A 19,148-nucleotide genomic window follows, 5' to 3' on the forward strand; every position below is an offset into this window, starting at 1 on the left:
TCATGGCACGCCTGGCTAGAGGCTCAGGCGTCACGCCACGCAGACTTTTGGGCTCATGCATGGAGCAGCGCCCCGGAAAACCGGGGGATCCCGACGCCGGACGGTCCAGAAAGTTGAACAGCGTGACGGCTTAGCTGCCGTGACGCCTTAGCTGCCCGGCCGGGGCGCGAACATGATGACGGCCACTCCGAAGATGCAGATCATGGCGCCGATGATGTCCCAACGGTCCGGGCGGAAGCCATCCATAAGCATTCCCCAAGCCAACGATCCGGCGATGAACACCCCGCCGTAAGCGGCAAGCACGCGGCCGAAGTGTGCGTCAGGCTGGAACGCCGCCACGAAACCGTAGATACCCAGGGCTGCGATACCGAGGCCCGCCCACCACCACGGTTTGGCCTCCCTGACTGATTGCCACACGAGCCAGGCCCCGCCGATCTCGGCGATGGCCGCGAGGATAAAGAGTGCGACGGATTTGAGGACGGTCATGGGTTCAGTCTGCCTGAGCCTGGCGTCGCGGTACCACGCGGGTTATCCACACATCTGGGTTATCCACATACGCGGCGCCGCGCATTCCACCATGCCGACACGCCGAATAGGCTTAGAGGCGGGAAATGGACTAAGATATTGAAGTCTGTGCTGCGCCTGCTTCCGCTTCTGGAAGCGGTCATCAGCACTGTTCATCGCAAATGAACCTCCTGTTACGGAAATGCCGTAACCGCTTAGCCCAAAGGAGGTGGGTTCACATATGCGTCCTTACGAATTGATGGTAATCATCGACCCCGAGGTCGAAGAGCGTACCGTAGAGCCGTCGCTTCAGAAGTTCCTCAATGTCATCACCACCGATGGTGGAACCATCGAAAAGGTTGACATCTGGGGCCGCCGTCGCCTCGCTTACGACATCAAGAAGAAGTCCGAAGGTATCTACGCTGTGGTGAACTTCACCGCCAAGCCGGAAACCGCCAAGGAACTTGACCGCCAGCTGAGTCTCAACGAGACCATCATGCGCACCAAGATCACCCGCCCCGAAGAGCAGAAGGTCGTTGCTGAGTAATTTCAGCTCCAGGCTTTCATTCTTTACCCCGCAGGAACGAACAAGGAGGCAGTAGATGGCAGGCGAAACCACTATTACGGTCATCGGTAATCTCACCAATGACCCCGAACTGCGGTTCACACCGTCAGGCTCGGCGGTAGCGAACTTCACCATCGCTTCTACTCCCCGGACCTTCGACCGCCAGTCCAATGAGTGGAAGGACGGGGAAACCCTGTTCCTCCGCGCATCGGTATGGCGCGAAGCAGCCGAAAACGTCGCCGAATCCCTCACCAAGGGCATGCGCGTGATCGTTTCCGGCCGCCTGAAGAGCCGTTCCTACGAAACCAAGGAAGGCGAGAAGCGCACCGTTATCGAGCTCGAAGTCGATGAAATCGGCCCGAGCCTGCGTTACGCCAATGCCAAGGTCAACCGCACCCAGCGCTCCGGCGGTCAGGGTGGCCAGGGCGGCTTCGGCGGCGGCAACAATAGCGGCGGCTTCGGAGGTGGCGGCGCTGGTGCAAACCAGGGCGGCAACTCCGGCGGAACGTGGGGCGGCGGCCAATCCGCACCGCAGGAAGACCCCTGGGCTACCCCGGGCGTCAGCAATGCGGGTGGATGGGGCAACGGCCCGGATTCCGAACCTCCCTTCTAAACACTCATAAAAGTTCGACGCCGGAACCCGCCGGACGTGCCGCAAGGCACCCGGGTGGCGACCGCCGTCGAGCACCACCATCCCGTGGATCCATTCCACGGGCTCCATAGAAAAGGAGCTCCACGATGGCTAAGGCTGAACTCCGTAAGCCCAAACCAAAGTCCAACCCCTTGAAGGCCGCTGACATCACCGTCATCGACTACAAGGACGTAGCATTGCTGCGCAAGTTCATCTCCGACCGCGGAAAGATCCGCGCCCGTCGCGTCACTGGCGTCACGGTGCAGGAACAGCGCAAAATCGCCCAGGCAATCAAGAACGCCCGCGAAGTTGCTCTGCTGCCTTACTCCGGCGCTGGCCGCGGCTAAGGAAGGGATTAACTAACATGGCAAAGCTCATTCTGACCCACGAAGTAACCGGTCTCGGTGCTGCTGGCGATGTTGTCGAGGTCAAGGACGGTTACGCACGTAACTTCCTGCTGCCCCGCGGCTTCGCTCTGACCTGGACCAAGGGTGGCGAGAAGCAGGTTGAGTCCATCAAGGCTGCCCGCGCTGCTCGTGCCCACGCTTCGGTTGAAGCTGCACAGGCCCAGGCTTCTGCGCTTTCTTCCAAGAAGGTCAAGCTCGTAGTGAAGGCCGGCGAGTCCGGTCGTCTCTTCGGCACCGTCAAGCCGGCTGATGTCGCTGCTGCAGTTGAGGCCGCTGGCCTCGGCTCTATCGACAAGCGCAACGTTGAACTGCCGAACCACATCAAGTCCCTTGGTTCGTACCAGGCCAACGTCCGCCTGCACGAGGACGTTTCCGCTGTCATCGACCTTGAGGTCGTTGCAGGGAAATAATCTCTGACGTAGCTCGAAGGACCCCCGTCCCCGGTTTCCGGAGGCGGGGGTCCTTTGCTATATGCGCTTTCGGGGGCGCGAACTGGCAGTAGATGCCCTCCGGCGGCCTCGCTACGGGCATTAGCTGCCAGTTCGCGCTAAGGAAGGCGGGGGAACTTGATAGCCTGCCGGGGTGAACCTTGAAACCATGCGCACCAGGCCCTTCTCGCAAGTGGATGTCTTCACCGACGTGCCATACCTCGGCAATCCGCTTGCAATCGTCGTCGACGCTGAGGGGCTCAGCGCGGACCAGATGCAGCACTTTGCCCACTGGACCAACTTGTCCGAGACCACCTTCCTGCTGCCGCCGAGCGATCCTGCGGCCGACTACCGCGTTCGCATCTTCACCGGCAGCGAGGAATTTCCATTCGCGGGACATCCGACGCTTGGCTCGGCGCATGCCTGGCTGGCGGCCGGCGGAGTGCCTAAACAGGACGGGATGCTGGTTCAGGAATGTGGCGCAGGCTTGGTCAAGGTAAAGCTCGACGGCGGCCGGCTCGCGTTCGCTGCGCCGCCACTGACGCGCTTCGGGCCCGTGGACGAAGGAACCATCGAACAGCTGGCCGCCGGCCTCCGGATGCCCCAAGCGGCGCTCCTGGATGCATCGTGGCTGGTCAACGGGCCTCAATGGATTGGCGTGCTCCTCGAGTCGGCCGAGCAGGTCCTTGGCCTTGAGCCGGACCTTGCGGCGTTGGGGGATCTGAAGGTCGGTGTGATCGGTCCTCATGAACCGGGCGCCGGAGTCGATTTCGAAGTCCGGACGTTTATTCCGGGAGACGCCATGGTGGAGGACCCCGTCACGGGAAGTTTCAATGCGGGGGCTGCCCAGTGGCTGATCGGCAGCGGCCGGGCTCCGGAGCAGTACGTCGCCGCGCAGGGCACCGTGCTGGGCCGGGCGGGACGGATCCACGTCGCGGTGGAAGACGGCGAGACCTGGGTGGGTGGGAGCTCGGTGATGTGCATCCAGGGAACGGTCCGCCTGTAGCGGGGGAATAAAAGGCGCGGAGCTGCAGTTTGGGAGTATAGATGCAAACGCATGTACTCTGGTTTGAAGCCATCGAACCGCCTAGCAACAGGAGACAGCCATGGAGACCCGCCGCATAACCGTCCTTTCCGCCGGACTTGGCGTACCGTCGTCGAGCAGGCTCCTTGCAGACCAGCTCGCCGCGTCGGCCAAGCGCCAGCTGGGCGATGCCGGCTACGAGGTCCGCGTGGACATTGTCGAACTCCGGGACCTTGCCGTGGATATCGCCAACAACTTCGTCACCGGCTATGCCGCGCCGCGCCTCGCGGAGGTGATCGCCGGCGTCGAGGATTCCGATGGCATCATCGCCGTCACTCCCGTCTTCAGCGCCTCCTACAGCGGGCTGTTCAAGTCCTTCATCGACGTGCTGGACCCCAAGTCCCTGGACGGGAAGGCAGTCCTCCTGGGCGCCACGGGCGGCACCGACCGGCACCAAATGGTGCTCGACTACGCCATGCGTCCGCTCTTCACCTACCTTCGGACCCGGATAACCCAGACGTCCGTTTTCGCCGGACCCCAGGACTGGGGAAACACCGACGACGGCGCGTCGCCGCTATCGGTCCGCGTGGACCGCGCGGCCGGCGAGCTTGCCCGGCTCCTGAGCGGCGAGCAGCCGCACCGCAAGGCGGACGCGATGGAATCCCTGCCTTTTGAGCAGCTCCTCGCGGGGATCACCGCGGCACGCTAGGCGAGGTAGTCCGAGGCCGGTTCGCTACAGGGCGAGCCGGCCGAACTTTTCCGGCGGCCGGCTCGTTGACCCGAACATGAAGTGTCCCGTGGATTCAATTGACCTGGTAATGAGTGAGCGCAGCGGTGTGGAGATCGATTACTGCCCGCAGTGCAGAGGAGTGTGGCTGGACCGCGGCGAGCTCGACAAGATTATTGACCGTGCCGCCGGCGGATTCGGGGCTGGATCCACCGCGCCGCCGGCTCCGGTGGACGGACTCACGCCACCGCCGCTGTATGGCAACCCGGCCTACGAGACCCAGGATCCCCGCTATGCCGGGAATGACAGGCCACGCCTTGACGACTGGAACTACGGCAAGCAAGGTCACAACCGCGACTATGACCGTCGGCGGCCCAAGAAAAAGGAAGGCTGGTTGGGGGACCTGTTCGACTTCTAGGACGTGAGGGCTCGCCCGGCCCGGGCTAGTCCTCCAGCAGCTCGATGAACTCCCTGGCCTGCTTCATGCTGATGTCGGAATGCTTGGTCAGGGCCAATGCCGCGGCTTCGACGTCGCCGCTCTTGGCCAGGGTGCGGATCCGGCCGTAGATCTCGTCATTGAGCATATTGCTGCTCACTTCACGCGTGACGTCGCCCTTGCTGACGATTGCGCGGTACCGGTACGGGAAGTGCTCCGGCTCGTCGTCGTCGGGCATGAGGTCCTGCGGGGCGGGTTCGGGCTTGCGGAAGGGCTGCGGGTGCGCCGCAAGGGCGCCGACGGCGTCCCGTGAGGCGCGCAGGCCCTCTCCGGTGGCGCTGAGGTACAGCTTGATGGCCGCCATGGCCTGACCTTGGGCGATCAGGGAATACAGCTGCCGGTGTTGATCCTCGCTGAGCTTCGCGGCGGCCTCGCGGGCCAGCTCGACGGGATCCACGGCAGCTTTGTGGGTGGCCGCATTTCCGCGGAGTTCCGCTGAGCGGCGGGCGAGCACACGGCTCATCAGCAGCACGCCGACGACGACGGCCGCCAGGATCAAGACCGGAACGAGTAGGGAAGACATGCGCTAAAGCCGATCTATGTAGTTCTTGGCGGTCAACAAGTCCGAGTGGGTCGTCTGGCGCAGGAGCTTGATGGCCTGGATTTTCTGCCCGCTGCGGACCATGCCCTGCAGCTGCAGGGCGAACTGTGGATTCAACTGCCCGTTGGGGAGGATGGGACCGTTGTAGCCGGCCTGGCCGACTCCCTGGCCAGCCCCGGCTTGAGCCCTCAGTGCCGCCCGCGACTGGCTGTCCTGCTGGGACTGTTGCTGCGCATTCTGGCTGGGCCGTGTGGATGCATCGATGCGGGCCCTCGCTGCCGTCGCCGCTTGCACTTGGGCGGCCTGGTGGGCTGCCGAGCGGGCGGCCAGCTCCCGTTGATATCGTTCGGCGTCTGACAGCCCCGAGTTGCGTGGCTTGAATGCCGCCGTCAGGGCCCAAATCACGGCCACAAGGATGACAACGGGCATTGCGACCAGCAGTACATCCCCAATGGTGAAACCCATACCTAGAGCTTATGTCAGAACGCGGTTATCCACAGCACATTCCTGCTTTGGCATAGCTTCTGAGAGCCGACTGTCAAATTTCAGGCTGATTTGTGGGGAGTATCACATTTTTGGCATATTTATCCCCCTTTCGGCCGTCAGGCGGGGACCGGAGCCTGGATTGAGCGAATCGCCCTGTGGATGATCCGTGGAGGAAAATACTTTTGATCCACATGGCTCGAAGAACGTTTTCCCAGCTCAGAGGCTATTTGCCGGAAAAAGAATTTCTCTTTCCACAGGGTCATGCACAGACTGTGCACAAGTAGGGGTATGTATTCCACACTTTATCCACAGGTCCGGCTTGGTGCCTCGGAAAAGCAGGGCTAACGTGGCTGAGTACCTGCTTTAGGTACTTGGAAAACCCCTGTTTCTTGTCGACGGCACCTTGGTGCCGTTGAAAAGCAGCGCGCCTGCGGACCTTTCTGTGGATAAGTTGTGGAAATCTTGGGAAAACCAAAATTGTCGGTGCCCTACGGAACAGTTTGGACCAGCCGGCATAAACGGCGCGGTCGGAGCAACCCACACGGGACATTGGCCTACCGCACCGCCGGGAACAGTTATCTTCGCGGTACACAATGGAGGACGGCTTTGTCAGTTACGCACTTGGATTCGATCGAGGGCGGCCGGACCTCGGACGCCAGCCGCAAACCTCCCCAGGACATCCCCGCTGAACAATCAGTTCTCGGCGGCATGATGCTGTCCAAGGATGCCATCGCCGACGTCGTGGAAATTGTGCGCGGACATGACTTCTACCGTCCCGCCCACGAGACGATCTACGAGTCCATCATCGACCTCTACGGCCGCGGCGAACCTGCCGATGCCGTCACCGTGTCCGATGAGCTCACCAAGCGCGGCGAGATCAACCGGATCGGCGGCCCTGCCTACCTGCACGAACTGATCCAGACCGTGCCCACGGCGGCCAACGCTGGCTACTACGCCGAAATCGTTGCTGAGCGCGCCGTCCTGCGCCGGCTCGTGAATGCCGGCACCAAGATCGTCCAGATGGGGTACGGCCAGGACGGAGAGGTCGAAGACCTCGTCAACCAAGCCCAGGCCGAGATCTATGCCGTGGCCGAACGCCGCACTGCGGAAGACTACGTGGCGCTCAAGGACGTCATGGAATCCACCGTTGATGAGATCGAGGCATCCGGCCACCGCGGGGAGGGCATGACGGGCGTACCCACCGGGTTCTACGAACTCGATGAGCTCACCCATGGTCTTCACCCGGGCCAGATGATCGTCATCGCCGCGCGCCCCGCCGTCGGTAAGTCCACGTTCGCGCTTGACTTCGCCCGTTCCGCTGCCATCAAGAACAACCTCGCCACCGTGATGTTCTCCCTGGAAATGGGACGCAACGAAATCGCGATGCGCCTGCTGTCCGCGGAAGCCACCATCGGCCTCCAGGACCTGCGCAAGGGCACCATCAAGGACGAGCAGTGGTCAAAGATCGCCACCACCATGGGCCGCATGAACGACGCCCCGCTGTTCATCGATGACAGCCCCAATATGTCCCTCATGGAAATCAGGGCAAAGTGCCGTCGCCTGAAGCAGCAGCACGACCTCAAACTGGTGATCCTCGACTACCTCCAGCTCATGAGCTCCGGCAAGAAGGTGGAGTCCCGCCAGCAGGAAGTCTCCGAGTTCTCGCGTGCCCTCAAGCTGTTGGCCAAGGAGCTCCAGGTTCCGGTCATCGCGCTCTCGCAGCTCAACCGTGGATCCGAACAGCGCCAAGACAAGCGGCCCATGGTTTCGGACCTCCGTGAATCGGGTTCCATCGAGCAGGACGCCGACATGGTCATCCTTCTCCACCGCGAAGACGTCTACGACAAGGAATCCCCCCGTGCCGGAGAGGCCGACATCCTCATCGCCAAGCACCGTAATGGTCCCACCAAGGACATCGTGGTTGCCTTCCAGGGACACTACTCCCGCTTCGCGAACATGGCGGGCGAGACCGGCGGCGGGTTCTAGCCGCTGGTTGCCTGGTGGTGCGCAGACCCTACGAAGTCGAGGGCCTCACGGGCCAGTGCCAGCCACGACTCGTGATCCTCGGCGGTGACCGTGAGCCACTCCTTCATCGGACGACCCTTTCCGGCGTCGAACGGCGCCCCGGCTCCGGTGCCGATCAGGGCGTTGACACGATCACGTGGCAGCTTCACAACAAGCCTGCCGCCCGAAACCATCGCGAAGATCGAGCCGTGAACCTTTAAGGCAGACGAACCGAATCCGTGCTGTCCCGGTTCACCCGGGACGCTCACACCCGGGACACTCCTGAATTCGTCGATGAGTGCATTGAACCGTTCCTCGGGCACCATGAGGACATCTTCCCGCCCTGAACTTCGCGGCGCCAGACCCGGACGAAACGCCTACCGGCCGTTAAGCAAATGATCCGGCCTCCGGTTTCCGGGAGCCCGTCCCCGGATCTCCAGCAGTTCGCGGGCATGGGCATGAAGGCGCCGGTCCTCGTCGGTTTCCGGCACCCAGGGAGGTATAGGAACAGACGTGCCGGTTTCGTCCCTGGCAACCATGACCGTGAGGCAGTAGGTGGTCAGATTCATCTCACGGCTCTTCGGGTTCCCGGAGCGAACGTGCACGGCAATATGCATGCCTTTATGGCCTGTGTAGACGAGGCGGGCTTCGACTTCCACCACATCGCCGATCAACAATGGCCGGTAGAAGCGCACGCCCCCGGAGAACACGGCCACGGTGTCCTTGCCGCAATAGCGGGAAGCGCAGACGTAGGCGGCCTCATCGATCCACTTCATGACAATGCCGCCGTGGACTTTTCCGCCCCAGTTGACGTCAGTGGGGGCCGCCATGAAGCGGAGGACAACGCGTTCGGCTGTGCCGGCGTCGGTATATTCCTGCGCGTTCATGGCTTCGACAATCTTTTCCCGCACGGCAATCCGGGCGAGGGCGTTGTCGCGTTGCTCGATTTCCTCCGGCGTCGAAGGCTGGAACTGGGGGACTGGAACCGGCCGCCCGTCGGGACCGACCGCGACGAAGATCACCAGGCACTGGCTGCGCATCGTGGCCGGCCCGCCCTTGGGATCGCCGGAGGACACGATGGTCCGGATGTGCATGGAAGAGCGGCCCGTATAGACGATCGTCGCTTCGACCTCGACCATGTCTCCGCTGTTCACGGGGTCGGCGAAATGGATGTTGCCCACATATGCCGTGACGCAATAGGACTTCGCCCAGCCAACGGCTGCCGCGTAGGCGGCCTTGTCCACCCACTCAAGGACTGTGCCGGCGTCGACGGACCCGCTATGTCCGACGTCGGTGGGGGAAGCAAGGAACCGCAGGGTGACGGAGTGGGAGGGGAGCTCGCTCATGACGTGAGTGTATCGACGGCGTGGATACCGGCGCGCTGTATGACGGGCTGGGGACACCCAAGCGGACAGGCCTGGGTGTCGCCAGCGATGTGGTGCACGCGATCCTAGGCGAGAATACGCAGCTTTGAACCCCTCCGGCCGAAGACCGCGGCGTCGATGGAGATCCGTCCGGCGCCTGTCAGGGCCACAGCCGCGGCTGCGGCGGCGAGGGCCAGGACGAGTTCATACCCGCCCTTGTCCGCAAACAGGCCGGCCGGAGCGTGGACCAGGAACAGGGCGCCGAGCATGTCCAGCGCAAGGACGGCGGCGAAGACGCGTGTCAGCACGCCCGCGATGAGGGCAATGCCCCCGACAAGTTCGATGGTTGCCGCAATCGGGGCCACGACATCGGCGGCGGGGACGCCCATCTTGCCGAAGGCGGCCTGAGTGCCGGCGATGGTGAACTCGTTGAATTTCTGCCAGCCATGCGCGGCGAAGATGAAGCCGACGATGACGCGCAGGACAGTAAGGGCTGTGTTGGTCAGGGTGGACTGGTTCATGTTTTTGCACCGTTTTCGGGTAGCGGTTGGCTGTCGTGAAGCTCCAAGGCCAAGGCCCAATTTGTTGAAGCTTCAACTCAAGCCTTTCGAACTTTGCTGGAAGTGTCAAACAACCGTGACCCGGCGAGGCCGGCTAGGCGGTCCCGCATAAGCCCCCAAGCTGCGTGTCGGCGGCTCCCGCTAGGCTGGGAAAGTGCCCCAAACAGTGACCCGTCCCATCGCGCCCTCCACTGCCCGCGAGATCCTGCGCTTGGCTGTCCCCGCCTTTGGGGCGCTCATCGCGGAACCCCTCTTCCTTTTGGCCGATTCCGCCATTGTGGGCCATCTTGGCGTCCCTCAGCTGGCGGGCGTGGGGCTGGCCTCCACCCTGCTGTACACCGCCGTCGGACTTATGGTGTTTCTGGCATATTCGACAACTCCCGCGGTGGCCCGGGCCATCGGGGACGGAAAGCTCGCCAAAGCGCTGGCCGCAGGGCGCGACGGCGTGTGGCTGGCGTTGCTGCTGGGTGCCGTCCTCGCAGTGGCGGGCTTCTTCGCGGCTGAGCCGCTGGTCGGGTTGCTTGGAGCGAGCGGCGAGGTGCGCGCATACGGTGTGGAGTACTTGCGTTGGTCCATGCCGGGACTCGTCGCCATGCTGCTGATCTTCGCCGGAACCGGCGTGTTGCGCGGATTGCAGGACACACGCACGCCTTTGGTGGTCGCAACAGCGGGGTTCGCTATCAACATCGCCCTGAATTGGTTCCTGGTTTACGGCCTCCATTTGTCCGTGGCGGGGTCAGCCATCGGCACCAGCATCGCTCAATGGGCCATGGCCGCCGTCTATTTGGCCATAGTGGGACGGAACGCCCGGCGCCACGGCGTTTCGCTGCGCCCGGATTGGCGCGGAATCCGCACGATGACCACCGTGGGTTCATGGCTCATGCTCCGCACCCTCAGCCTGCGCCTGGCTATCCTGGCCACGGTCCTGGTGGTCACGTCCCAAGGGTCCGTGAACCTCGCCGCGCACCAGCTCGCGATGACCATTTTCTCCTTCCTCGCCTTCGCCCTGGACGCCTTGGCGATTGCTGCGCAGGCCCTCATCGGCAAGGAACTCGGCGCCTCCCATCCGGCGCGTGCGCGCGAACTCACCCGCACCATGATCCGCTGGGGCGTGGGCTTCGGCGTCGTGACCGGTGTAGTCCTCGCGGGCGCCGCTCCGTGGGCGGGCTTCCTGTTCACCTCCGACGCCGGCGTCCAGTCCGCGCTCACCGCGGCACTGTGGGTACTCGCCGTCGGGCAGCCCCTCGCCGGATACGTCTTCGTCCTGGACGGCGTCCTGATCGGCGCGGGCGATGCCCGCTACCTGGCGCTTGCCGGCGTCGTGAACCTCGCGGTCTATCTGCCGCTGTTGGCGGCAGTGCACCTGACCAGGCCCGACGGCGCGGCGGGGCTCGTGTGGCTCTGGGCCGCGTTCGCGCTGGGCTACATGCTGGCCCGCGGGGTCACTCTGGGGCTACGCGCCCGCTCCGACAAATGGATGGTCCTCGGTTCGCACTAAACTGGACTGGTGACTCTCCCCGCCTCTTCAGCGACTTCATCCACGCCCGCAGCAGCCGCCCTCTGGAAGCCCGTACTTCTCCGCGCCGGTGCTGCGCTGGTGTTTGGAGCCGTGACCGTCTTCTGGGGCTCGCCATCCGTTCACGTTCTGGCCTGGGCTGCCGGGCTCTACCTGCTCGCAACCGCGGGCGCCGCGTTCCTGGCTGCTAGCGTTCCGGCGGCCGCGGCCGCCGTCGTTGGCCTGTCAGGGGTGGGTGCCTTGATTACGCAGTCCGACACGGGCGTTGGCGTTTCCGCGCTCGTCGGGTTGCTGGTGCTCGGGGTGTTTGAGCTGGTCCAGGGATTCCGGACGCGCGGACGCCGCGTCCTTGCCCGCGACTGGATCATTTCCGGTGCCGTGGGCATCGGGACCGCAGTTGCGTTGCCGTTCTTCATCAGCCTTGGAGCGCACGCGCTCCTCGGTGTTGCCGGCGGTGGCGCCATCATCTCGGGAGTCTTGTGGGTGCTGTCCGGGCTGAGCCTGCGGCACGATGGGCGAACCCCCTCCGCTGAGGCCGTAAACTAGTAGTCGTACGTTCTACCCTGCGTAGAACTCTCAAGGCGCGAACGGCGCCAGCACCCACATTGGAGGAATGACCTTGGCTGACCAAAAACCAAGAGAGCCGCGCAAGATGCGGACCTCGGTTAAGGGACCGCTGATGTTCTCCGCGTTCTGGGGCGTCGTGATCTTCTTCGCTGTGCTGATTTTCGCCTCCGGCGGCAGCGCCCGCACTCCGCGCTTTGACCTCGCCTTTACCGGCGCCGGCATCGCCTTCATTGTGAGTCTCGTCCTCGCCGCCATGCTTTCCATGAGCCACAAGGAAAACGCCGAGCACCTCGGCAAGGGCTCGGGCGTCAACCTCAGTTCCAGGAAACCGGGCCAAGGTCACGGTTCTGCGGCCCCCCAAGCGGGCAGCGAAACGGAAACCCCCGACGCCGACTAGGCCGTCCTAGCCTCCTATCGCATCACGCCACGCAACTTTTTGCCGGCTGGCCACCGCGGCAACCCGGGAAACTCGGGGCAGGCCGCCGTCGTGCACCTTGAAAAGCTGCACGACGTGACGCCCGCCCCCTTATTCGGCCCCTGATGCCTTCCGGGCCCGGTAGGCAGCGACGTGCGTCCGGTTGGCGCAGTTGCCCGTGTCGCAATAGAGCTTGGATCGGTTGCGGCTCAGGTCCAGCACGACGGCGTCGCAATCGTCCGCTGCGCACACCCGCAGGCGGTCCATTTCCTTGCTGCGGATGACGTCCACAAGTGCCATGGCAGCTTCCGTGCCCATGCGTTCCGCGAGGGGCGCCTCAGGGGTGGTTGCGTGTAGGTGCCAATCCCAATGATCATGCTTGACCAGCTGGGGAAGTGCGCGCGCGTCGGTGAGGAGTTGGTTGACGGTTTTTGCCGCCGCGTCCTCATCCGCTGTCCACAAGGAGGTTAGCTGGCTCCTAAGTCGCTTCACGCTGGCCAATTCCGCCTCGGTTCCCTCCCTGGTCCCCGTGAATTCTTCCGCGTCAAGGAAGGCGTGAAGCTCGGCGGCACTCGTGAGGGATTCGGTCCCGTTGGCGGCCGTATTGATCAAATTGACCACGGTTCGAAGCGCGACTTCAGTGTCAGGTGCAAAAAGCACTTTGACTCCTTACATCTCTCGGGAGTATTGTCAGCAGCGTAACCCATTTTACTCCTGACAGGAGGCTGCTGTGTCAGCTGCAACAAACCGGGCTGGTGCTGCGGGCTTCATGGCGTCGGGCCTGGGGCTCGCGCTCTTTTCCTCAGCGGTTTTCGGCTTGTCCGGCTCGTTCGCCAAGTCCCTCCTGGAAACCGGGTGGACCCCCGGCGCGGCAGTTGCCATCCGATTGAGCGGCGCATCACTCATCTTGGTAATCCCGGCCGTCATCGCTCTCCGGGGCCGTTGGCACCAGCTCAAGGACAACTGGCTCACCATCCTGTTGTTCGGCGTGATCGGTGTTGCGGGGTGCCAGCTTTTCTACTTCAATGCGGTGTCAAGGCTGTCCGTGGGGGTCGCCCTCCTGCTCGAATACCTCGCGCCAACCATGATCGTCTTGTGGCTGTGGGCCGCGAGCCGACGCCGACCCAGGGCCCTCACCGCCATTGGAACGCTGCTTTCCCTCGGCGGACTCGTCCTGGTGCTCGATCTCACCGGCGCCGTGAAGGTCGACTTCGTCGGCGTCCTGTGGGGCATGGCCGCGGCCGTCTGCCTGGTCATCTACTTCTTCATCACGGCCAAGCAGAACGACACCTTGCCGCCCATCGTGCTGGCCGCCGGCGGTCTCATGGCAGGCTCAATCCTTATCTGGATTGCCGGCGGGACTGGTCTGGTATCCATGACTTTCGCCACGGCGGATACGCACCTCGGGCCGTGGACCACGCCGTGGTGGGTCTCGATCGCCGGCCTTGTCATCCTGTCCACCGTGCTGTCCTACGTCACGGGGATCATGGCAGCCCGAAGCCTTGGGTCCAAGGTGGCATCTTTCGTCTCGCTCACTGAAGTGTTGTTCGCCGTGGTGTGGGCCTGGCTGTTGCTGGCCGAACTGCCCGGAGCCATCCAGCTCGTGGGCGGGGCACTCATTGTGTGCGGAGTGGTCTTGGTGCGAATCGACGAACTGCGGGCGGACAAGCGTGATGCTGCCGGCTTCGGCGAAGTAGCCCCCGAGCTTGACCATGCGAACGACGTCGAGCCGGTGCCCTCGGAGAGGGTGCTCTAAAAACCGAGCCTTGATGGGGGACTGGGCCTAGCATGTTGATATGTGCCGGAACATCCACACCCTCCACAATTTCGAGCCACGAGCCACCTCCGCAGAGGTAGAAGCCGCCGCGCTGCAATATGTGCGCAAGATCAGCGGCACCACCAAGCCGTCAAAGGCCAACGAGGAGGCCTTCGCCGAGGCTGTCCATGAGATTGCGCATATCACACAGCATCTGCTCGATTCCCTCGTGACCCATGCGCCAGCGCGCAATCGCGACGAGGAGGCGGCCAAAGCCAGGGCCCGCGCGGCCGTTCGGTTCGGAACGGCCTAGCTGCCCCCAAACTGCTAGCTCCCCCAACTGACTGGCAGTTGTTGCCGTTTTCGCGCCGGATAACGACAACAACTGCGAGTTAGTTGGGTGGGTCGGGGCTACTTTGCGAAGGAGCGCAACCGGAGCGAGTTCGCGACCACCAGGACCGAGCTCGCAGCCATGGCCGCACCGGCGATCATCGGGTTGAGCAAACCAAGGGCTGCCACCGGGATACCGATGGCGTTGTAGAAGAACGCCCAGAACAGGTTTGTCTTGATGGTGGCAAGCGTCTTCCGGGACAGCTCGATGGCTTGCACCAGCTGGCCAAGGTCACTGCCCATCACGGTCAGATCCGAGGCCTCGATCGCCACATCCGTGCCCGATCCCATGGCGATGCCAAGATCGGCTTGCGCCAGGGCTGCGGCGTCGTTGACTCCATCCCCGGCCATGGCCACAGTGGAGCCCTGCGACTGGAGCATCCGCACCGCGTCCACTTTGCCTTCCGGCAGGACGCCCGCGAACACATCTTCCGGGGAGATCCCGACGGCGGTGGCCACTTGGGCGGCGACCGCAGCGTTGTCTCCAGTCAGCAGGAGAGGGCGAATCCCGAGTTCCTTGAGCTTCGCGATGGCTGCCGCCGAACCGGGTTTGACAGTGTCCCTTAGCGTAACAATTCCAGCGGGCTCCCCGTCCACAGCAACCCAGATAGCGGTTGCGCCGCCGGCTTCCTCAGTTGCCAGGGCCCGGCGCTGTGCATCGTCGGGGAAGATTCCGTTGAGTTCCAGCCAGCCAGTCCTGCCGGCCACGACCGTTCGCTCAGCGCCGTTTCCGGCTCCGTTCAGCGCAACCACTCCCCGGACTCCGCCGCCCGGGGCGGAACTGAAGTCCTTCACCGCGAGGAGCGGGCCGGCGTCGGGCATTGCGGACTTGGCGGCAGCGGCAATCGCGTGGGCGATGGGATGCTCCGACGCTGCCTCGACGGCGCCGGCGAGAGAGAGCACGTCGGCGGGGGAGTGCCCGTTCAAGGCCAGGGTATGTCCGACGGCCAGCTTGCCGCTGGTGACGGTTCCGGTCTTGTCCAACAGGATGGCGTCCACAGTGCGCGTATCTTCAAGCACCTGTGGACCCTTGATGAGGATGCCGAGCTGCGCACCCCGGCCGGTCCCGGTCAGGAGGCCAACGGGAGTCGCGAGCCCAAGCGCACACGGGCAGGCAATCACGAGCACCGCCACGGCAGCCGTGAACGAGGCATTGAGGTCCCCGCTCAGCGCGAGCCAGACTACGAAAGTAACCAGGGCGATGACCAGCACGACGGGCACGAACACGGCGCTGATCCGATCGGCGAGCCGTGCGATCGGGGCTTTGCCCGTCTGCGCCTGGCTGACCAACCGCCCCATCTGGGCCAGCGTCGTCTCGGAACCGACGCGCGTCGCGCGGACCAGCAAGCGGCCCGAAGTGTTGATGGTGGCGCCCGTGACCTGGCTTCCCGGGCCGACCTCCACGGGCACCGATTCACCGGTGACCAAGGAGGCATCCACGGCGGATGAACCGCTCGTCACCAGGCCGTCCGTGGCGATCTTCTCTCCCGGGCGGACCACGAAGATGTCCCCGGCTACGAGTTGCTCGGCCGGGATCTTGTGCTCGACGCCGTCGCGCAGCACCGTAGCGTCCTTCGCCCCCAGGTTCAGGAGGGCCTTAAGGGCGTCGCCGGCCTTCGCTTTGGCGTTGGCCTCGAGATAGCGGCCCAGAAGCAGGAACGTGGTGACCACGGCGGCAACTTCGAAGTACAGCCCGCCGCCCATGCCTCCCGTGGACTCCATGCCCGGGTGTTCGGTCATCATGGGGTTGGCAAAGAGTTGCCACGCGGAGTAGAGGTATGCGGCCAAGACACCAATCGAGACGAGCGTGTCCATGGTCGAAGCGAAATGGCGTGCGTTAATGGCGGCCGCACGATGGAAGGGCCAGGCAGCCCACGTCACCACGGGAAGTGCCAGTGCAGCGGCGACCCAACCCCAGTGCGGGAACTGCAAAGCTGGAATCATCGAGATGGCGAAGAGCGGAACCGTCAGTATGGCGGCGGCAATCAGTCTTGGCCTTAGCTGGCGGGACGCAGGGCCGTGATGCATGTGGTCTTCGTGGGCGCTGGCTGCGTGCTCGCTGGCACCGTGGTCGCCTTGCGCGCCGCCACCGGCGCCATGCTCGGCGTGCTCGGTCGTTCCTCCCTTAGACGCACGCTGCCGCATAACACCGGCACCGTCGCTGTGGTCATGTTCCGGCGCGCTATTGCTGTGGTCATGTTCTACAGCGCCGCCGTCACCCGGGCTGCCTTCGGTGCTGGACTCGAGCGCGCCGAGCATATCGGTTTCGCGATCGTGGGTGTGGTCGGCGGAGGGGGCCGTGGACGGGTTGGGCCTCGATTCGCGGATCCAGGCTTTGTAGCCCGTTGCGTTTACTGTGTCCACGATTTGTTGGTCCGTGACGTTGTCCGGGACTGTGACGTGGGCTGATTCGAGGGGGAGATTGACGGAAGCCTCCACGCCGTCGAGCTTGCCCAGTTTCCGCTCTACGCGGGCCACGCATGATGCGCAGGTCATGCCCTCGATGTCGAGTTCGATGATGCGGGTGCCCGTTTGGTGCAGGATGTCGTGATTGCTCACATTGGCCCCTAGGCCTCGTTGGCGACTACCAGGTAGCCGGCTTCGGCGACGGCTTCGCCGATTTCGGACGGCGACAATTCCTGGGTGGAGGTGATGGTGACGGTGGAGATTCCGCCGGCGTTCAGATCGATCTCGACATTTTCCACTCCCGCCAAGGACTCAATTTCTTCGCTCACTGCGGAAACGCAGTGCCCGCAGGTCATGCCGGAAACGCTGACGTTCGTCTGGATGGTGGCGATGTGGCCCATGGCGTGCTCCTTGGTGGTGAGTTGAATGGTGTGGTGAGTGCTTGAGGGGTTACCGCAGCAGGCGCCCGATGGCATCGGCTGCCTCCTTGACCTTGATGTCGATTTGCTCCGCGCGCACGACGGGATCCGACTCGGAGGCGGCTCCGACGACGCAGTGCCCGATGTGTTCCTCCACGAGCCCGAGACTCACGGCATGCAGGGCTTTAGTGGCTGCCGAGACTTGGGTGAGGATGTCGATGCAATATTTGTCCTCTTCCACCATCCGCGCAATACCGCGTACTTGGCCCTCGATCCGCTTAAGGCGCCGCAAGTAGGCGTCCTTGTTGGAAGAGTAGCCGTGTTGGGCATGCGCTCCATCCTCAACGTCGATGCCCGGCTGGCCAACGTTCAAGTCGACCGGGTTCAAGTCAACCGGGTTCACATCTGTGGAGTTCACATCGATCGTGCTCATGCCCCAAAGGTATACCCCCTAGGGGTATAAAATCAAGTACCCCCGGGGGGTATCGGCCATCCAGCGAAAGATCGCCTGTTTACAAATTCCCGTTTTGCAATGCAAACCTTTTGCCGCTTGTGCTTCCGCTCACAAAAGTATGTTTGTAAAGTTTCCTTCCATACCCGAAGCGGGGGACCGCCGGGCACCTAACCCTTTTCTCCATGGAGGATCCATTGAAAATCGCACGCTCTGCGGCTGCCATTGCCCTCGCCGCCCTCGCGCTGACGGCCTGCGCCCCGCCCACGTCGAACAATGCCGCGTCATCTTCGGATGAGAAGTCCGGCACGATCCGCGTCTGGCTCTTCTCGGAAGTCAACCAGGACCCAAAATCCGCGGTAGTCAAGGCCGCGGTTTCCGATTTCGAAGCCCGTCACAGCGGCGTCAAGGTCGACGTCCAGTACATTCCCGTCGACAGCCGGGCAGAACGGTTCAAGGCCGCGTTCAACGACCCCTCGAGCGCTCCCGACGTCGCCGAGTTCGGCAACACAGACCTTGCCAGCTACGTTGCATCCGGCGGATTGTCCGACGTGACTGCGGACATCAAGGCCTGGGATGAGTCCAAGGACCTGGACGGCAAGATCCTGGCCACCACGGACGTCGGGGGCAAGAACTACGGCGTGCCCTGGTACGTCGGCGTCCGGGCCCTCTACTACCGCACCGATCTGCTGCAGAAGCTCGGACTGGAGGCGCCCAAGACCCTCGCCGACGTCGAAACCGTGGCCCGCGCCGTCCGCGCAGCCAACCCGGACATGCTCGGGATTTCGGTCGGTGGAGCTGCGCAGTTCTCCGCCATGCCCTACCTCTGGGCCAACGGCGGCAACATTGCCACGAAGAAGGGTGGCGCCTTTGTCTCCGGCTTGGATTCGGCCGAATCCCGGGACGGCATCTCCGCTTATGCCCGGCTGCTCAAGAACGACATCTGCCCGCCCCAGACGTGTGCCGAATTCGGCGGAAACGCGAGCGTCCAGCAGTTCATCGCCGGAAAATCGGCCATGACCATCGGTGGCGACTTCAACTACAAGGCCGTAGCGGCCAGTGCGGTCAAGGACAAGTTCGCGGTGGTTCCGGTTCCGGGCAATACGGCTGGTTCGATCGCCCCAGCGTTTGCCGGCGGAAACAACCTGGGCGTCTTCAACAGCAGCAAGCACCACACCCTCGCAGCCGAGTTCGTCGAGCTGTTGGCAGGCAAGAAGTACCAGCAGAAGATGTTCGACGCCATGGGCAACCTGCCCACATTCAGCGACGTCCAGAAGTCTGTTTCCGCGTCCAATCCGCAGCTTGACCCCTTCATCAAGACCCTCGCCGCCGGCACCAATTTCGTCCCCGTGACCGAAACCTGGTCCACCATCGACGCCCAGGGCATCTTCACCGGCATGTACCAGAAGATCGTCACGGGCAAGGCTGACGTCAATACCGCTACTGCGGATGCGGCAGCGGCCATGAACAAGGTCTTCGGATCCAAATGAC

The 19,148-nt window shown here is 63.5% G+C and carries 24 protein-coding genes; 14 read left to right on the forward strand and 10 right to left on the reverse strand.

Going from position 1 to position 19,148, the window contains the following annotated elements; translation table 11 throughout:
• Positions 1-147 precede the first annotated feature (147 nt).
• Positions 148-486: a YnfA family protein gene (locus tag AC3WJM_RS07490; protein WP_059388837.1), complete on the reverse strand. Its 339-nt coding sequence runs from the start codon at positions 484-486 to the stop codon at positions 148-150.
• Positions 487-745: 259 nt separating this feature from the next.
• Here AC3WJM_RS07490 and rpsF point away from each other — a divergent pair, with 259 nt between their 5' ends.
• The 7 genes from rpsF to AC3WJM_RS07525 all read left to right on the forward strand — a co-directional run bounded on the left by rpsF (position 746) and on the right by AC3WJM_RS07525 (position 4,704).
• The gene (rpsF, locus tag AC3WJM_RS07495; protein ID WP_028267876.1) at positions 746-1,051 is read left to right on the forward strand and encodes a 30S ribosomal protein S6; all 306 of its coding nucleotides are present in this window, start codon (positions 746-748) and stop codon (positions 1,049-1,051) included.
• Positions 1,052-1,106: 55 nt separating this feature from the next.
• Complete coding sequence (locus AC3WJM_RS07500; RefSeq protein ID WP_078107100.1) at positions 1,107-1,682, forward strand: single-stranded DNA-binding protein; 576 nt, start codon at positions 1,107-1,109, stop codon at positions 1,680-1,682.
• 125 nt (positions 1,683-1,807) lie between these two features.
• Positions 1,808-2,047 carry a 30S ribosomal protein S18 gene (rpsR, locus tag AC3WJM_RS07505; RefSeq protein WP_003800144.1) on the forward strand — a complete coding sequence of 80 codons (240 nt, stop codon included), beginning with the start codon at positions 1,808-1,810 and terminating at the stop codon, positions 2,045-2,047.
• Positions 2,048-2,064: 17 nt separating this feature from the next.
• On the forward strand, positions 2,065-2,517 hold the full coding sequence (rplI, locus tag AC3WJM_RS07510; protein WP_059388834.1) for a 50S ribosomal protein L9: 453 nt from the start codon (positions 2,065-2,067) through the stop codon (positions 2,515-2,517).
• Between the two features lie 187 nt (positions 2,518-2,704).
• Positions 2,705-3,541: a PhzF family phenazine biosynthesis protein gene (locus tag AC3WJM_RS07515; RefSeq protein ID WP_492271540.1), complete on the forward strand. Its 837-nt coding sequence runs from the start codon at positions 2,705-2,707 to the stop codon at positions 3,539-3,541.
• A gap of 100 nt (positions 3,542-3,641) precedes the next feature.
• Positions 3,642-4,268: an FMN reductase gene (locus tag AC3WJM_RS07520; RefSeq protein WP_284988525.1), complete on the forward strand. Its 627-nt coding sequence runs from the start codon at positions 3,642-3,644 to the stop codon at positions 4,266-4,268.
• Between the two features lie 88 nt (positions 4,269-4,356).
• Positions 4,357-4,704: a TFIIB-type zinc ribbon-containing protein gene (locus AC3WJM_RS07525; RefSeq protein WP_492271516.1), complete on the forward strand. Its 348-nt coding sequence runs from the start codon at positions 4,357-4,359 to the stop codon at positions 4,702-4,704.
• Between the two features lie 25 nt (positions 4,705-4,729).
• On the opposite strand, the gene AC3WJM_RS07530 is transcribed toward AC3WJM_RS07525, so the two are convergent.
• Both AC3WJM_RS07530 and AC3WJM_RS07535 read right to left on the reverse strand, forming a co-directional pair.
• The gene (locus AC3WJM_RS07530) at positions 4,730-5,305 is read right to left on the reverse strand and encodes a hypothetical protein (protein WP_284988523.1); all 576 of its coding nucleotides are present in this window, start codon (positions 5,303-5,305) and stop codon (positions 4,730-4,732) included.
• A gap of 3 nt (positions 5,306-5,308) precedes the next feature.
• On the reverse strand, positions 5,309-5,788 hold the full coding sequence (locus AC3WJM_RS07535) for a hypothetical protein (protein ID WP_492271517.1): 480 nt from the start codon (positions 5,786-5,788) through the stop codon (positions 5,309-5,311).
• Between the two features lie 627 nt (positions 5,789-6,415).
• Here AC3WJM_RS07535 and dnaB point away from each other — a divergent pair.
• A complete protein-coding gene (dnaB, locus tag AC3WJM_RS07540) occupies positions 6,416-7,795 on the forward strand; it encodes a replicative DNA helicase (RefSeq protein ID WP_184739940.1) in 1,380 nt (459 codons plus the stop codon).
• Here dnaB and AC3WJM_RS07545 read toward each other — a convergent pair.
• The 3 genes from AC3WJM_RS07545 to AC3WJM_RS07555 form a co-directional block, all read right to left on the reverse strand.
• Positions 7,792-8,139 (reverse strand): hypothetical protein, encoded by a 348-nt coding sequence (locus AC3WJM_RS07545; protein ID WP_492271518.1) that lies wholly within the window; start codon positions 8,137-8,139, stop codon positions 7,792-7,794. The genes dnaB and AC3WJM_RS07545 overlap by 4 nt on opposite strands.
• 51 nt (positions 8,140-8,190) lie before the next feature.
• Positions 8,191-9,159 (reverse strand): acyl-CoA thioesterase, encoded by a 969-nt coding sequence (locus AC3WJM_RS07550; protein ID WP_306963468.1) that lies wholly within the window; start codon positions 9,157-9,159, stop codon positions 8,191-8,193.
• Positions 9,160-9,263: 104 nt separating this feature from the next.
• Positions 9,264-9,698: a DoxX family protein gene (locus AC3WJM_RS07555; protein WP_492271519.1), complete on the reverse strand. Its 435-nt coding sequence runs from the start codon at positions 9,696-9,698 to the stop codon at positions 9,264-9,266.
• A gap of 193 nt (positions 9,699-9,891) precedes the next feature.
• Between AC3WJM_RS07555 and AC3WJM_RS07560 the strand changes: the two genes are divergently transcribed.
• From AC3WJM_RS07560 to AC3WJM_RS07570, 3 genes are all read left to right on the forward strand, one after another.
• The gene (locus AC3WJM_RS07560; protein WP_284988521.1) at positions 9,892-11,235 is read left to right on the forward strand and encodes an MATE family efflux transporter; all 1,344 of its coding nucleotides are present in this window, start codon (positions 9,892-9,894) and stop codon (positions 11,233-11,235) included.
• 9 nt (positions 11,236-11,244) lie between these two features.
• The gene (locus AC3WJM_RS07565; RefSeq protein ID WP_492271520.1) at positions 11,245-11,799 is read left to right on the forward strand and encodes a hypothetical protein; all 555 of its coding nucleotides are present in this window, start codon (positions 11,245-11,247) and stop codon (positions 11,797-11,799) included.
• A 67-nt stretch (positions 11,800-11,866) separates the two neighbouring features.
• Positions 11,867-12,217, forward strand: a complete 351-nt coding sequence (locus AC3WJM_RS07570; protein WP_284988520.1) for a hypothetical protein — start codon at positions 11,867-11,869, stop codon at positions 12,215-12,217.
• 129 nt (positions 12,218-12,346) lie between these two features.
• On the opposite strand, the gene AC3WJM_RS07575 is transcribed toward AC3WJM_RS07570, so the two are convergent.
• Positions 12,347-12,895, reverse strand: a complete 549-nt coding sequence (locus AC3WJM_RS07575; RefSeq protein WP_332603043.1) for a CGNR zinc finger domain-containing protein — start codon at positions 12,893-12,895, stop codon at positions 12,347-12,349.
• 70 nt (positions 12,896-12,965) lie between these two features.
• Between AC3WJM_RS07575 and AC3WJM_RS07580 the strand changes: the two genes are divergently transcribed.
• Positions 12,966-13,991: an EamA family transporter gene (locus AC3WJM_RS07580; RefSeq protein ID WP_307054992.1), complete on the forward strand. Its 1,026-nt coding sequence runs from the start codon at positions 12,966-12,968 to the stop codon at positions 13,989-13,991.
• A gap of 40 nt (positions 13,992-14,031) precedes the next feature.
• On the forward strand, positions 14,032-14,304 hold the full coding sequence (locus AC3WJM_RS07585) for a DUF2277 domain-containing protein (RefSeq protein WP_059388822.1): 273 nt from the start codon (positions 14,032-14,034) through the stop codon (positions 14,302-14,304).
• A gap of 98 nt (positions 14,305-14,402) precedes the next feature.
• Here the strand turns inward: AC3WJM_RS07585 and AC3WJM_RS07590 are convergent, their stop codons facing one another.
• The 3 genes from AC3WJM_RS07590 to AC3WJM_RS07600 all read right to left on the reverse strand — a co-directional run bounded on the left by AC3WJM_RS07590 (position 14,403) and on the right by AC3WJM_RS07600 (position 17,639).
• Entirely contained in the window at positions 14,403-16,877 is a 2,475-nt protein-coding gene (locus AC3WJM_RS07590) for a heavy metal translocating P-type ATPase (protein WP_492271541.1), read from the reverse strand.
• Between the two features lie 71 nt (positions 16,878-16,948).
• The gene (locus tag AC3WJM_RS07595) at positions 16,949-17,188 is read right to left on the reverse strand and encodes a heavy-metal-associated domain-containing protein (RefSeq protein ID WP_492271521.1); all 240 of its coding nucleotides are present in this window, start codon (positions 17,186-17,188) and stop codon (positions 16,949-16,951) included.
• Between the two features lie 49 nt (positions 17,189-17,237).
• Positions 17,238-17,639 (reverse strand): metal-sensitive transcriptional regulator, encoded by a 402-nt coding sequence (locus AC3WJM_RS07600; RefSeq protein ID WP_492271522.1) that lies wholly within the window; start codon positions 17,637-17,639, stop codon positions 17,238-17,240.
• A 215-nt stretch (positions 17,640-17,854) separates the two neighbouring features.
• Between AC3WJM_RS07600 and AC3WJM_RS07605 the strand changes: the two genes are divergently transcribed.
• Positions 17,855-19,147, forward strand: a complete 1,293-nt coding sequence (locus tag AC3WJM_RS07605) for an extracellular solute-binding protein (protein ID WP_492271523.1) — start codon at positions 17,855-17,857, stop codon at positions 19,145-19,147.
• The last annotated feature ends 1 nt before the right edge of the window (position 19,148 follow it).

It is taken from the genome of Arthrobacter sp. FW306-1B-G06A (assembly GCF_058781765.1).

Coding starts and splice junctions, on each gene's coding strand:
- AC3WJM_RS07490 (WP_059388837.1), bottom strand. CDS start 486: ATGACCGTCCTCAAATCCGTCGCACTCTTTATCCTCGCGGCCATCGCC.
- rpsF (WP_028267876.1), top strand. CDS start 746: ATGCGTCCTTACGAATTGATGGTAATCATCGACCCCGAGGTCGAAGAG.
- AC3WJM_RS07500 (WP_078107100.1), top strand. CDS start 1,107: ATGGCAGGCGAAACCACTATTACGGTCATCGGTAATCTCACCAATGAC.
- rpsR (WP_003800144.1), top strand. CDS start 1,808: ATGGCTAAGGCTGAACTCCGTAAGCCCAAACCAAAGTCCAACCCCTTG.
- rplI (WP_059388834.1), top strand. CDS start 2,065: ATGGCAAAGCTCATTCTGACCCACGAAGTAACCGGTCTCGGTGCTGCT.
- AC3WJM_RS07515 (WP_492271540.1), top strand. CDS start 2,705: ATGCGCACCAGGCCCTTCTCGCAAGTGGATGTCTTCACCGACGTGCCA.
- AC3WJM_RS07520 (WP_284988525.1), top strand. CDS start 3,642: ATGGAGACCCGCCGCATAACCGTCCTTTCCGCCGGACTTGGCGTACCG.
- AC3WJM_RS07530 (WP_284988523.1), bottom strand. CDS start 5,305: ATGTCTTCCCTACTCGTTCCGGTCTTGATCCTGGCGGCCGTCGTCGTC.
- AC3WJM_RS07535 (WP_492271517.1), bottom strand. CDS start 5,788: ATGGGTTTCACCATTGGGGATGTACTGCTGGTCGCAATGCCCGTTGTC.
- AC3WJM_RS07545 (WP_492271518.1), bottom strand. CDS start 8,139: ATGGTGCCCGAGGAACGGTTCAATGCACTCATCGACGAATTCAGGAGT.
- AC3WJM_RS07550 (WP_306963468.1), bottom strand. CDS start 9,159: ATGAGCGAGCTCCCCTCCCACTCCGTCACCCTGCGGTTCCTTGCTTCC.
- AC3WJM_RS07555 (WP_492271519.1), bottom strand. CDS start 9,698: ATGAACCAGTCCACCCTGACCAACACAGCCCTTACTGTCCTGCGCGTC.
- AC3WJM_RS07570 (WP_284988520.1), top strand. CDS start 11,867: ATGACCTTGGCTGACCAAAAACCAAGAGAGCCGCGCAAGATGCGGACC.
- AC3WJM_RS07585 (WP_059388822.1), top strand. CDS start 14,032: ATGTGCCGGAACATCCACACCCTCCACAATTTCGAGCCACGAGCCACC.
- AC3WJM_RS07590 (WP_492271541.1), bottom strand. CDS start 16,877: ATGACCTGCGCATCATGCGTGGCCCGCGTAGAGCGGAAACTGGGCAAG.
- AC3WJM_RS07595 (WP_492271521.1), bottom strand. CDS start 17,188: ATGGGCCACATCGCCACCATCCAGACGAACGTCAGCGTTTCCGGCATG.
- AC3WJM_RS07600 (WP_492271522.1), bottom strand. CDS start 17,639: ATGAGCACGATCGATGTGAACTCCACAGATGTGAACCCGGTTGACTTG.